The organism is Microbulbifer mixtoriginis (SeqCode), from assembly GCF_052466695.1.
In genome coordinates this window covers 2,539,031-2,552,722 of record NZ_CP174285.1, presented here as the reverse complement: position 1 = coordinate 2,552,722, position 13,692 = coordinate 2,539,031, and the positions used below count along the sequence as shown (strand labels likewise).

Sequence of the window (13,692 nt, the reverse complement as noted above, 5' to 3'; positions counted from 1 at the left end):
GACTGAACACAGAATACTGATTGTTTCCCACGGTCACCCCGATCACAGCAAAGGCGGTGCAGAAGTGGCTGCCTATAATTTATTTAAGGAATATGAGCGGCTGGGTTTAGATACGGTTTTTCTGGCTCGTACCGATCAGCCTTCTCATGGAGGATCCGCCTTTTCTACGATTAATTCGGATAAAGAAATTCTATTTCATACCCATATGTCCGATTTCTTTCTATTCCAGTCAGGTTGTAAAAAGCATGTATGGCAAGAATTTCACGCATTATTACAGCGCTATAAGCCAACGGTGATACATTTCCATCATTATATACATATGGGGTTGGAGTTAATACGTGAGGTAAGAAACACACTGCCGGATGCACGTATAGTTGTAACACTGCATGAATACTTAGCCATCTGTGCTAATAACGGCCAAATGGTTAAGCCGGGCAAACAGATGAAGCTGTGCTATAAATCATCTCCCACTGATTGTGCTCGCTGTTTCCCTGAGCGCTCAGCTGCAGACTTTTTCCTCAGAGAGAAATATATAAAATCCATTTTTAATTTAGTGGACATCTTTGTCTCGCCTAGCCATTTTTTGGTTGAGCGCTATAAAGCCTGGGGAATCCCTGAAGAAAAAATGGTGATGATCGAAAATGGTCAACCGGAAATCGAAACGCCAGCACCTCGCCCGTTAGCAGAAGGAGAGGGGCGCGGCCGTTTTGCTTTCTTTGGCCAGATCAATCCATTCAAAGGTGTGGACGTGCTGCTGGAGGCCTTTAAGCTATTGCCAGAAGATATTCAAAAGAAAGTGCATCTTGATATTCATGGAGCAAACCTGGAGGGACAAACAGAGGCGTTTCAGGAGAAAATCCATGGTCTACTGGAAGACCTCGGCGATTTAGTTACTTTACACGGCTCCTATGAGTCTCATGAGATCGGTCGCCTGATGGAGCAGGCCGACTGGGTGATTATTCCTTCGGTATGGTGGGAGAACTCACCGATGGTAATTCAGGAAGCCTTTAATCACGGTCGCCCACTAATCGGCAGTGATATTGGTGGAATGGTTGAAAAAATTACCAATGGTGTTAATGGCTATAATTTCCGTAGTGGAAGTAGTAACGCTCTTAAACAGGCTATTTTGAAGGCTTATAAAGAAGAGAGCAATTGGGATCTGGTTGCCAAGGAAATATTGAGTCCATTAACGATTGGTGCATGCGCAGATAAGCATTTAGGTATTTATAGTTTTTAAAGTTTTGGAGTGGTCAAAGTGAAATCCATAAACAGCTCAATAATGTGGAATGTGATTCTGGATGATGATAAAAAGATAGGTTATATCCCGATTCCAAAAGTAGCCAATACAAGTATTTTGAACGCTATGTTTAAGTGGAAAGGAGATGAAATTTGCAAGGCTAGGTTAGATGATATTCCAAATGAAAATTTAAAAGTGAAAAAAGATAGCCCTTCAATTGTTCATTTTTACCAAAAATATTTGTTTGATAATGTTGTAAGAAAATCGTTTAACTTTCAGGAGCACTTTATATTTAGCTGTGTTCGACACCCTGTTTATAGATTTATTTCTTTTTATCGCGATAAAATCCTACGCTGGGATCCTTTTATAGCAGAAAAGCTAAACAGCCTTGGATTTTTTCATGAGATGAATCTTGATGACGCAGTTAATACTTTGCTAAAGGTAGACCCTATTGATTTAGATCATCATTTAATGCCAATGTCTTACTTTCTTTATGAAAATGGGAAGTTAATACCAGATTTCATATTCAAGTTAGAGGGAAATCAGAATGGTTGGGATTATGTTTCTTCTTTAGCTGGAATAAATATTCCTCTGCTATCTGAGAACTCTAGTGATTCGCAAGGTGTAAAAAATATCCAGCTTTCGGACGCTCAGGTTCTAAAGCTGAAAGAATACTATAAAGACGATATGTCTCTGTTTGGATACAATATATAGGTGGATAAAATAGATAGAAATATATTCTTTACATCTGCTACTTCCGCTACAGATTCGATGCTGCGGATATTTTGTAAAATTGGTAGATTTGGCTTCGAGTTAGATAAATTTACAAAGGAGTTTGGGGTAAATGGGTATCTACAAGAACTAGATAGCTATTTCAAACTCTCTGTATCGTCTATTAAATTGCTTGAATCTGGGGAAGTCGTAGATCTTATGGCGAGGAAAAGTGATGGTTTCTCTTAATCTTGACCAAGGAATATATATTCTTTCTAGGCCTTTAGCAAGGGTGCGTTTTAAATAGGATTAAGGTAAAAGCCAAGTGTCAATATTGTGTGTGTCAACTGCCAGTGCGAATCCAGAATTATTAATGCAGCAAATTCTTACATACAACCATTGCTTTAATGGAGATTTGTTTCATTTAATTCATGTAAGTACAGAGTTTGAAGGAGCTTTAACAGGTAAGTCAGGTAAAAAAAACTCTATTTTAGAGCAAGAGAACGTTTACTTGTTTAACTGTGTGGATACCAGGCGCGGTATGATTTTTCACGCAATGCTTCAGTGTGTCCTGGAGGCCGTTCGTATAGGAGTCAAATTTGAATATATATATTTTCACACGAGCTCAGACTTGTTAGTTAAAAATGATTTAGATGTTTATATTAAAAATTTTGATGTGGGTGCTACTAGGCCACATATTTTATCGGAAAACGATCACTGGTATGAAAAGATAATAGATAATAAGAAGTCGATCAGTTTATTGAATGCTATGAATATAGATCGCCGCCTGAAGGTTAGATCGGAAGGGTGCTTCTTTAGGCGTGAAATATTTTTTGAAATGATTTACCCGCTATTAACCCATCTTGGTTCTACGAATATTGCTGAGGTTGCTAATTATCCAGTAGAGGAAGTTGAGCTATCTTGGGCAGTTGAGTTTTATTGCGCGAGAAATACTGTTAAACGTACAGGTGGTGTAGTAAAGAACTTGGTAGGGCGTAATAGGGTTGCCTCTGTTGAGGATATCGATTCTGTGGCGAGTGAAGATGGAGTTTTTGGCCTGAAGAGATTTAGTTCCAATAGGTTTGATGCAGCTCGAGCCCGAGTTTTTGAGTTGTTAGGTTTGGATAAAGATGGCTTGTAAAGTTTTTAATGAAATTAATTTTTTGAAGATTAGTAGTTTATAAGTTTTTTTAACTGAGTTGACAGGATTCTTCACTTCGGTGATTTGGGTGTGTTTGGGGTCGAAATGAAAAATTATATTAGGAAGAGTTTCTGTAAGGGGGGAAGGTAGATGATGATACTAGATTGCACGCTAAGAGATGGCGGGTATTATAATAGCTGGGATTTTGATCCAAATATCGTAAATTCTTACCTCGCTTCCATGTCACAGGCAAAAGTGGATTTTGTAGAGTTAGGGTTACGGTCATTCCCAAAGAACGGTTTTTTGGGCTCTTTTGCATATACAACAGAATTGTTTCTCGAGAGCTTAGAATTGCCTGATGGCCCGGTTTACGGAGTCATGGTTGATGCAAAGACAATTCTTTCGGCCGAGATTCCAGTGATTGAAGCTATCGATAAACTTTTTATCAATAAAGTCGATAGCAAAATTGGTCTGGTTCGAGTAGCGGCTCATTTTAATGAGGTTGAGGCGTCAGGCGAGATTGTTAAGGCTTTGAAGGAAAAAGGATATATAGTTGGTTTCAATCTTATGCAGGCTGGCGGTAAACCTTGCGATGTAATCGCCGAAAAGGCGGAGTTAGCAGTCAGTTGGGGTTGCTTGGATGTTCTCTACTTTGCCGACTCGCTTGGGAATATGGATAGCGATGAGGTATTCAGGATTATCACTGCATTGAGGCGGCATTGGGATGGTGAGCTCGGCATACACACCCACAACAATATGGGGAAGGCGCTGGATAATACGATTGCAGCCTATAACAAAGGCGTTACTTGGTTGGATGCAACGATCACAGGGATGGGCCGAGGTGCCGGTAATGCTCAAACGGAAAATCTGTTGGCAGTGCTGAACAAAACTAATGCGCCCTATGCGCCAAAGCCGGTTTATGATCTGGTCGTCAGGCATTTTAGCCTGATGCAAAAGGAGTATGGTTGGGGAAGTAATCTTCTTTATTTTCTCGGTGCACAGAATGATGTACATCCAACCTATGTGCAAAATTTATTGTCAGATGAGCGATATGGTCCAGACGAAATTGTAGGAGCGATCGATTATCTAAGTAGTGCAAATGCCTCCTCTTACGATGGCAAGATACTCGAACAAGCGCTGCAATTGAGTGCAATTAGCAATGAAGTGGGCGGGTCGGATACGTTGTTGAATGCGTTTTCTGGTCGTGAAGTTCTTATTGTCGGTAGTGGCAATAGTGTTAACCGGTACAACTCTGGAATATCCGATTATATCCGAGATAGAAAGCCTGTGGTATTGGTGATCAATCTAAATGGCGATATAGATGAGGATTTGGTTGATTATATCGTTATCTCCCATAACTCTAAATTCCTTGCTGATAAAGAAAAGTATCAAAATTCTGATAAACCAATAATTCTTCCACGTCAACGCTTCTCTCCTGAAGATATGGAGGTTTTAAATCCTTATTCAGAAATTATCGATTATGGGTTGCAGGTTGAGAGTGGGATTTTCGACTATTCCGAAACACATTGTGTAATTCCGCTAGAGTTGACTGCGGGCTATGCGCTTTCGATTGCTCTTATTGGTGGTGCTAAGACAATAAGCCTAGTCGGATTTGATGGTTACGACAAAGGAGATAAGCGGCAACAGGAGATGATCGATTTAATGATGGCTGTGCATGACAAGCACAGTGATGACATTATTTTGTCATTGACACCGACTACTTATCCTATGAGCGAAGGATCTATTTATGCACCATCTATTTGAATATGATCTTTATATATTCGACTGTGATGGTGTAATTCTGGATTCAAATGCATTGAAAATTCAGGCGATGGAGCGGGCTTTGACCGGATATTCTGAGAGTGAAATATCCAGTTCCCTGGATTATTTTGCTAATAACTTTGGAAAGTCACGCTATCATCACGTAGAGTTTTTTTTACGTAATGTGATCAAAGTTTCTGAGAGTGATTTTTCAGATCGCTATAGCCAGGTATTAAATCTATATGCAAGAGCTTGTGAAAAATTGTATCTTTCAGCAGCTATTTGTGATGGATTTATTGAGTTTATTTCAAGCCTTAGGGTGCCATGTTATGTGGCTAGCGGCTCTGATCAAGATGAACTCCGGCAAGTGTTTGCCAAGAGAAAATTGAGTAAATATTTTATAGATATACTCGGCTCTCCAGAAAAAAAGGCCAATAATGTAAGAAAAATATTATCCGAATCAAAGGGCAAGGCTCTGATGATTGGTGATTCTTTAAGTGATTTAGAAGCTGCTAGAGAATGTGAAATCGATTTTCTTTTTGTATCGAAATATTCGGCATCACCTGAAACCGTAAGATCAACAAGCTTATTTTCGGAAAATGAGGAAATTTTGTCTTTTTCGAGCTTGGCTGTTTATTGGGGAGACTATAAATGAATTATGCAGTGATAATACCTGCGCGCTATAAGTCAACAAGACTGCCAGGTAAACCTCTCCTTGACATCTGCGGTAAGCCTATGATTCTTCGTGTTTGGGAGCAGTGTGTATCCGCGGTGGGAGAGGCAAAGGTCTATATCGCTACAGATGATGACAGGATTTCTACTTGTTGTCGTGAATTTACCGATAACGTCGTGATGACTAGCGACAACTGCAAGACTGGCACTGATCGGGTTTTTGAAGCAGCAAGAATAATAGGAAATTTAGACTTTGTAGTTAATGTGCAAGGAGATGAACCTTTAATAAACCCTAATGAAATCTCGTGCATCATTGAAAAGTATATGGAGTGCCCTGGAACTATCGTAAATGGTATGGCCAGAATTAGCTCAGAGAATGAGTATATTAGCAATACGGTTCCAAAGGTCGTTTTTAGAAAGGATGCTCGACTTTTATATATGAGCCGCGCTGCCATACCTTCCAATAAGTCGGGCAAATTTAATACTGCTTGGAAACAAATTTGTATATATGCATTCCCCATGAATGCTTTGTCTGAATTTGCCTTGACGGAGGAGAAAACCTTCTTTGAGAACGAAGAGGATATAGAAATTCTCAGATTTTTAGAGATGGGATACGACGTGACAATGGTTGAAGTCGAGGGAAATAGTATCGCTGTAGATACACCTGATGATGCAGTAAGGGTTATCGAACTATTGAAAAATAATTCTACTTGCACTGTTTAGGTTTATTGGCTACGAAATAATTTTTAGCAGAATTTTAACTCAATTTTAAGGTTGCCCATGAAGGCTATTTTACCTGTTGCAGGGCTAGGGACAAGGATGCTGCCTGCAACTAAAGCTATTCCCAAAGAAATGCTGCCTATCGTCGATAAACCGCTTATTCAATATGTGGTCAATGAAGCGGTGGCTGCCGGTATCAAGCATATCGTGCTGGTTACTCATTCCAGTAAGAACTCTATCGAAAATCACTTTGATACCAGTTTTGAGTTGGAGGCAACCCTAGAGGCCAGGGTCAAGCGCCAGCTGCTGGATGAGGTACGGTCCATCTGTCCGAAAGACGTCACTATCATGCACGTACGGCAGGGTGAGGCGAAAGGCCTGGGTCATGCAATCCTATGCGCCCAACCATTGGTGGGTGATGAGGACTTTGCAGTGTTACTGCCGGATGTGATTATCGATGATGCGACTTCAGATCTTAGCCGCGATAATTTAGCGCAGATGTTATCTCGGTTCGATCAAACCGGTGTCAGCCAGGTGATGGTGGAGCCAGTGCCGCAAGAGGAGGTACATCAATACGGCGTGGCGGATTGCCAGGGGGCCGCATTGTCTCCAAATACCTCGCAGCCAATGACGGCTATTGTGGAGAAGCCTCCTGTGGCAGAGGCGCCGTCGAATATGGCAGTGGTTGGACGTTATGTACTTTCTCGCAAGCTGTGGCCACTCCTTGAACAAACGTTACCAGGTGCTGGTAATGAAATTCAGCTCACAGATGCAATCGCTGATTTAATGACTAAAGAAAGTGTTGAAGCCTATCGCATGGTGGGCAAGAGCCATGATTGCGGCTCAAAGCTCGGATACTTGAAGGCAAATGTTGAGTATGGTTTGCGCCATCCCGATTTAGCTAAAGGTTACAGAGCTTATCTAAATACGTTGATTCTATCTGAGAATAAGATTTCCGAAACTCAGAACCAGATTTCACAAGATGCTGTTGCATAACGGAGGTTGAGTGAGCAATGGGTAGAAGAGTATTGGTTACCGGGGGAGCTGGGTACATAGGCAGCCATACTTTGGTTGCGTTGCAAGAGGCTGGTTTTGAGGTGGTAGTCATCGACTCCCTCTGCAACAGCTCTGAAATAGCGCTACAGCGTGTACAGATGATCACCGGTACATCGGTGCGTTTCTACCATGGTGATATTAGAGATCGCGCCCTGTTAGAGCAAATTTTTACTGAGAATTCAATCCATGCTGTGATCCACTTTGCGGGATTGAAGGCTGTAGGTGAATCTTCGCAGAAGCCGATCGACTACTACCAGAGTAATGTTACTGGAAGTCTTGTGTTGCTGGAGGCAATGCAGGCGTATGGAGTTAAGCAGCTGGTATTCAGCTCATCGGCGACTGTCTACGGTAGTGAGGCTCCTGTGCCTTATGTGGAAACACTACAAACCGGTAGTACCAGCAACCCGTACGGTACCAGCAAATGGATGGTGGAGCAGGTTTTAAAGGATGCGGCCCTCGCCAACCCAGAGCTTTCTGTAGCACTCCTTCGATACTTTAATCCCGTTGGCGCGCACCCCTCAGGTCTAATCGGAGAAGATCCCCAGGGTATACCTAACAATTTGTTACCGTACATTGCTCAGGTTGCAGTGGGTAAACGCAAAGAGTTATCGGTATTTGGTGATGACTACCCCACACCGGATGGTACCTGCCTGAGGGATTACTTACATGTGATGGATTTAGCGGAGGGGCATGTTTGCGCCCTGGAGTGGCTTGAAGGTAAAACTGGTACTATAGCCTTCAACCTTGGAACAGGAAAGGGTACATCTGTTCTAGATATAGTGCGGGCTTTTGAACAGGCCTCAGGTGTATCCATCCCCTATAGGGTGGCGCCTCGGAGAGCAGGTGATTTACCAGCTTTTTGGGCTGATGCCTCCAAGGCGAAGCAGGATCTGGGCTGGGTGGCAAGATTGGGGCTAGATCAAATGATGGTTGATACATGGCACTGGCAGACAAACAATCCCCATGGCTACGGCATTGCCACCAATAATAGATAAACAAAGTAATAGAGTGAAAGCTTGTTCTACTAACCAGGTATGTACTAAATCCAGTAAACTCGCTGTGTAGTTATTGAATGTAACAATATGGTTTACTGGACGCGCCTTCACATAGAAGTATATTGGGCTGACCCAGATGGATGGGGTAAACTTGAGGAGGGCTCCCCTTCAAGTTACATAATTTTCATAAGTCCTACTACTAAAGCCTTGAGAGTGAGGTTTTTTTGCATCTAGATACTTCTGACGGGTAAGGCTGATACAGTGTTGAAAAGTAAAGATTTTCAAGAGTCAACCCAGGCAGGTCCTGGGTTCTTTTATTTAATACAAAATGCCATTACTTTAACGGTGAATAAGTAGTCACAATTAACCCAATGCAAGTAGAGTTCTTGCATTATTTTGCATAAAACGTATCCAAAGTCGCGTATAGAGAAATGTTAGATTTTATCAACATACAGATTTATGCGTGTTGGCTGATGAAATGGGTGACCAAGTTGTATATTAATAGTGGCATATTGTTTTGAAACCTATTGTTTTTGTACATATCCCCAAAACAGCGGGCACCAGTTTTCGTCAAGGGCTAGATTATTTTTTTGGCAAGAAGAAAATATGCCTAGATTATGGGGTGAATTCAGCAAAAACAAGTAGTATTGTTAAAAGCTGGGTCGAAAGCGAGAGGGATGGGTGGCATTTTGCTAATGCCTTTAATAGACAGGGTTATCAATTATTAACGGGTCATTTTCATTCAGCAAAATACGCTAATATCTTTGGTGTTGGTAGAATGATCACTTTCTTGCGTGATCCGGTACAAAGAGTCGTCTCTGAATATAATCATCTAGTAAAAAATAGTGATCACGAGGAGAGCTTTCAGAGTTTCTATCGTCGCCCAGAAAATATTAATAGACAACTTCGTCTCGTAGGGCGTAAAAGTTGGGCTGAGTTTGGTTTTATTGGTTTCGTAGAGTCATATAAGGAATCTCTTCGTTTGCTCAATAGAAAGTTTAACATTGATATTCCTTATCTGCGTAAAAATATCAATAAGGATAAGGCTGTGGAATCATGCATGTTATCCATAGGACAAATAGAAGAGTTAAAAAGCCTCAATGCCGAAGAACTAGAGTTTTATAATCGTGCTAGATTTCAGTTTGATTGGCATCTTCGTCTTAATAATGCCAAAGTAGGTTATGTTTCTGGTTCTGTAACTAGTTTTGAAGCTGGTAAGCTAAAAGGTTGGGCTATTGCAGAGAATTTGCATGAAGCAGTATTAATACAAGCAAGGATGGGAGGTAATGTGATTGCCGAATGTAAAGCCAATGAATACCGCCCCTACTTTAAAGCTCAAGAACAGGGACGAGGCGGCTTTGTTGGTTTCTCTTTAGAGATAGATAGAGACATAAACATAAATACTATAGAGTGTGTTGTGGCAGCTACCGGGCAGCCTATATTAAATAATGTTAGTTAAAGGTTAGAACTAGCCCGGGCCTTTGGGGCTATATAGAATGTCTAATTATTTTGAGTTTATGATTAGTTTTTGGAAGTGCATGTGAAGTTTGGAATTGCTGCAATTTTTAAAAATGAATATGACTATATTCTTGAGTGGATCGTATACCATCAACTAATTGGTGTAGATGCTTTTTATATCGCGGATAATATCAGTGATGATGGCTCTTCCCAGCTATTAGAGGCACTAGATAGCCTGGGAGTGATCAATAGAGTGCATTTCCCCAGAACTGGTGACTGTGGGCCACAGATGCCAGCATATAATTATATTTTGAACCACTTCGGTGCTGAAGTTGATTTATTGTGTTATATCGACGCCGATGAATTTCTTGTTAGTGAAAATAATTGCGACTTAAAAAGTATTTTATCTGATTTCCATAAGCTCGAAGATGCGGGTGCACTTGCATTAAATTGGCGAAATTTTGGTTCATCAGGTTATAAATTTAAAGAAGAGGGCCTGGTAATAGAGCGATTCACTTGTGCCTCTATACAAGACCATGATTTCAATCGGCATATTAAGACTATCCTGAAGCCCAATATGGTGGATAGAATGCATGTTCATGAGTGCATTTTAAAATCAGGCCGCTATTACACTGGGGATCTCAGACCCGCTGTATTTGAAAGTGGTGAGCCATTTGAGCCCAGAACCAATAAGGTTTCATATAGTGGAATTAGAATTAACCACTATGTTGTTAAGTCCCGTCATGAACATATTATGAAGAAAGAACATAAGGGCTCCGGAGCAGGTAGTGCGGGTAGAAAGAAAGGGGAAGCCTATTTCAAAGCACATGACTTAAATGATGTAGTTGACGAAGCACTACTCAGTTATGCGAGTGATGTAAAAAAAGGTATTGCAGAGCTTAGGGGTCGTATTACTACAGAGACACCATTTCTCTGTTACGGAAAAGCTTTTGTTGATGTAAAGCCAGAGTTGATTACCGGATGGGCTGTTACTGAATATGATGGCCCGATAACGATTCGTTTATTGATCAATGGTGTGGAATATCTTGTAGAGGTAAATCGAAGTCGTCCAGATGTTGTCCGTAAAGGGCTTTCTAAAAAATTGCAATGTGGCTTCAGTTATAAACCCGCTAAAATTATTACTTCAGAAGATAAGGTTGAAGCATACATCTATGGAACAAATGTAGAAGCAAAAGTTAACTTTCATTGAGTCTTTTGGGAAGAATTGATGTAAAAGTCGGTTCTAAAAATTATTCTCGCTGAACTGCTAATTGAATACTGAATATTCAAATTATAAGTTACTCAGTTGTCTAAGTGGATTGTTTGTGGTGCTCAAGTTAATTAAATCGTGGTTTCATTCTGATTTGGCCCCTAAACTTAAGCCTGGAATAGGGATTGAGTGTATTAAAAAATCAGATAAAAATTTTGAGTGGCAATCTATAGATAACGACCCACAATTTTTTATCGAAGGCTCTACGCTGAGCTCTGGTTGGTACATGGTCGAAATTGTACTGAGCCATAACCAGGCTAGCATAGATTCCAAATTATATGTTGATTATGGAAATGGATTTAATGAGGCAGATAGCTTTTTCATCCCGATAAAATTTGGACGGATTACAAAGCGACTCATATATTTCACGTCGCGTACACGCGCTCTCAGATTTGATCCGCTGGAAAGCACAGGATTGTTTTCTGTGAGGCATTTTCATTTGGTGAAACTCTTCCCTCAATTTGCAAAAGACAGGCTGTCACAACGCTTAGCGAACATGCACTTTAAATTCAGGAATATAAATAAGAGTGATGTCCTAAAGAAGATTAATGTTGAAGCCCGTGAGAAGTCTTGCACCTGGCAGGATATTGCTCTCAACTACTATGAAAAAACATTTATTAAAAAACGTCAGACTTATGATTATTCTGAGTGGATTGAAAAAAAAGAAATAAAAAATCTTCATTCATGTGAAAATTTTCACAATGTAACGGTAGATGCCAATCATCCCTTGATCTCAATCATACTTCCTGTCTACGATACCGATATTCGCCTATTGAGGGACTGTATTGAATCAGTAATTGGGCAAAGTTATAACAACTGGCAGCTATGTATTGCCGATGATTCTTCTCGGAAAAAAGAAGTAAAGGAGTGCTTAGAGAGTTATCAACAACAAGATAATCGTATTAGAGTCTCCTTCCGAACCGAAAATGGACATATTTCTGCAGCGAGTAATAGTGCTTTATCTTTAGTGAAGGGAGACTATATTGCATTGCTTGATCATGATGATGTTCTGGCGTCTAATGCTTTACAAAGGATAGTAGAAGTGATTTCGCAAAATCCAGAGGCTCTACTATTTTATAGTGATGAAGACAAAATTGATGAATATGGCGAACGTTTTGATCCTCACCTAAAACCAGGTTGGAATCCTGATCTTTTACTTTCACAGAATTATATTTGCCATCTTACTGTGCTCAAGACGGGCTTGATAAATCAAATTGGTGGCTATCGGGTAGGTGTGGAAGGCAGTCAGGATCATGATCTACTGTTGCGTTGTATGCCGCACCTTGATTCCAGCAATGTGGTCCATATCCCAGAGATACTCTACCATTGGAGAGCCATTAGCGGATCAACAGCACAAGAAAGCAATGCAAAGGGGTATGCCGCTACTGCGGGTTTACAAGCCGTCTCTGATTACTTGAAACGAGAAAACTTAAGTGCAACGGCTGAGCCTGGAACTGCACCAAATAGCTATCGAGTCCGCTGGTCTATTCCTGAGGCAGCTCCGTTGGTGAGTCTTCTGGTACCGACAAGAGACGGCATTGATATCCTTAGGCCTTGTGTTGAGGCTATTCTTTCCAAAACCAACTACTCCAATTTTGAACTAATTATTTTAGATAACCAAAGTTGCTGCAAGGAAACGTTACAATTCCTTGATGAAATCAGAAACACCGATTCACGTGTATCTGTCCACCGGTGGGATCATCCATTTAATTATTCAGCCATTAATAATTATGGTGTAAGTTTGGCTAAAGGGGAAATTATAGGATTGATCAATAATGATATCGAGCCTATCAACGTCCTTTGGTTGACTGAGATGGTGAGTCAGGCGCTGAGGCCTGAAATTGGTTGTGTAGGAGCCAAACTATATTACCCCAACGATACGATCCAACATGCCGGTGTAATTCTGGGGATTGGTGGCGTGGCTGGTCACTCACATAAATATTTCAGTCGCAATGAATATGGTTACTTTTCACGCTTGCATTTGATACAAAACCTTTCAGCGGTAACAGCGGCTTGTCTTCTTCTACGTAAAGAAGTATTTGAGCAAGTCGGTGGGTTAGATGAAAAAAATCTGGCAGTATCCTTCAATGATGTAGATTTATGTTTAAAGGTTCGAGAAGCAGGTTATAGGAATTTATGGACTCCTTATGCAGAACTCTATCATCATGAGTCAGTATCCCGTGGAGCGGACAACACGCTCACTAAGCGGCGTCGAGCCCAGAAAGAGGCGGAATATATGCGTGATCGATGGGGAGATCAATTGGATACAGATCCGGCCTACAACCCAAACCTGACGCTTGTGCATGAAGATTTTTCACTGGCATAGTTAAAATTCACATTGGGTAACATATTTATAATATCGTTGTTTTATAGCTTTAAAGGATAAAATATTTTGAGAGTTTCACGATGTGTTATCAATAAATGCATAACATATGATGTTTAGAAATATAAATTAGGATGTGGAAAAATATAATCTTTTCTAAAAAATCTATTAATTTTCTAGCCTGTGAGAGTCCAACCTATAGTTAATATTAAATAGTTTAACGAATCTCTAGCTGGAATCTAAAGTTGTCTGCCAAATATTAAATGTAGCATTTAATATTTGGTAATGACCAGGCAGTCAATAAAAAATTTGAGGGCTTAATTTAACCAGATAATAATGATGCTTATT

The 13,692-nt window shown here is 40.5% G+C and carries 11 protein-coding genes; all 11 read left to right on the top strand.

Annotated features, from left to right (window positions below; all coding sequences use genetic code 11):
* Positions 1-64: 64 nt before the first annotated feature.
* The 11 genes from ACJJI0_RS11210 to ACJJI0_RS11160 all read left to right on the top strand — a co-directional run bounded on the left by ACJJI0_RS11210 (position 65) and on the right by ACJJI0_RS11160 (position 13,347).
* A complete protein-coding gene (locus tag ACJJI0_RS11210) occupies positions 65-1,237 on the top strand; it encodes a glycosyltransferase (protein WP_444882621.1) in 1,173 nt (390 codons plus the stop codon).
* Between the two features lie 18 nt (positions 1,238-1,255).
* Positions 1,256-1,951 carry a sulfotransferase family 2 domain-containing protein gene (locus ACJJI0_RS11205; RefSeq protein ID WP_444882620.1) on the top strand — a complete coding sequence of 232 codons (696 nt, stop codon included), beginning with the start codon at positions 1,256-1,258 and terminating at the stop codon, positions 1,949-1,951.
* A gap of 337 nt (positions 1,952-2,288) precedes the next feature.
* Positions 2,289-3,089, top strand: a complete 801-nt coding sequence (locus ACJJI0_RS11200; RefSeq protein ID WP_444882619.1) for a hypothetical protein — start codon at positions 2,289-2,291, stop codon at positions 3,087-3,089.
* A 150-nt stretch (positions 3,090-3,239) separates the two neighbouring features.
* Positions 3,240-4,853 (top strand): aldolase catalytic domain-containing protein, encoded by a 1,614-nt coding sequence (locus ACJJI0_RS11195; RefSeq protein ID WP_444882618.1) that lies wholly within the window; start codon positions 3,240-3,242, stop codon positions 4,851-4,853.
* Positions 4,837-5,505: an HAD family hydrolase gene (locus tag ACJJI0_RS11190; RefSeq protein WP_444882617.1), complete on the top strand. Its 669-nt coding sequence runs from the start codon at positions 4,837-4,839 to the stop codon at positions 5,503-5,505. The genes ACJJI0_RS11195 and ACJJI0_RS11190 overlap by 17 nt, the downstream gene beginning before the upstream one ends.
* Positions 5,502-6,245: a 3-deoxy-manno-octulosonate cytidylyltransferase gene (locus tag ACJJI0_RS11185; RefSeq protein WP_444882616.1), complete on the top strand. Its 744-nt coding sequence runs from the start codon at positions 5,502-5,504 to the stop codon at positions 6,243-6,245. The genes ACJJI0_RS11190 and ACJJI0_RS11185 overlap by 4 nt, the downstream gene beginning before the upstream one ends.
* Before the next feature lie 57 nt (positions 6,246-6,302).
* Complete coding sequence (gene galU / locus ACJJI0_RS11180) at positions 6,303-7,238, top strand: UTP--glucose-1-phosphate uridylyltransferase GalU (RefSeq protein ID WP_444882615.1); 936 nt, start codon at positions 6,303-6,305, stop codon at positions 7,236-7,238.
* A gap of 17 nt (positions 7,239-7,255) precedes the next feature.
* Positions 7,256-8,293, top strand: a complete 1,038-nt coding sequence (gene galE, locus ACJJI0_RS11175; protein ID WP_444882614.1) for a UDP-glucose 4-epimerase GalE — start codon at positions 7,256-7,258, stop codon at positions 8,291-8,293.
* 517 nt (positions 8,294-8,810) lie between these two features.
* The gene (locus tag ACJJI0_RS11170; RefSeq protein ID WP_444882613.1) at positions 8,811-9,752 is read left to right on the top strand and encodes a sulfotransferase family 2 domain-containing protein; all 942 of its coding nucleotides are present in this window, start codon (positions 8,811-8,813) and stop codon (positions 9,750-9,752) included.
* An 81-nt stretch (positions 9,753-9,833) separates the two neighbouring features.
* Complete coding sequence (locus tag ACJJI0_RS11165) at positions 9,834-10,961, top strand: glycosyltransferase family 2 protein (RefSeq protein ID WP_444882612.1); 1,128 nt, start codon at positions 9,834-9,836, stop codon at positions 10,959-10,961.
* 118 nt (positions 10,962-11,079) lie between these two features.
* Complete coding sequence (locus ACJJI0_RS11160) at positions 11,080-13,347, top strand: glycosyltransferase family 2 protein (RefSeq protein WP_444882611.1); 2,268 nt, start codon at positions 11,080-11,082, stop codon at positions 13,345-13,347.
* The last annotated feature ends 345 nt before the right edge of the window (positions 13,348-13,692 follow it).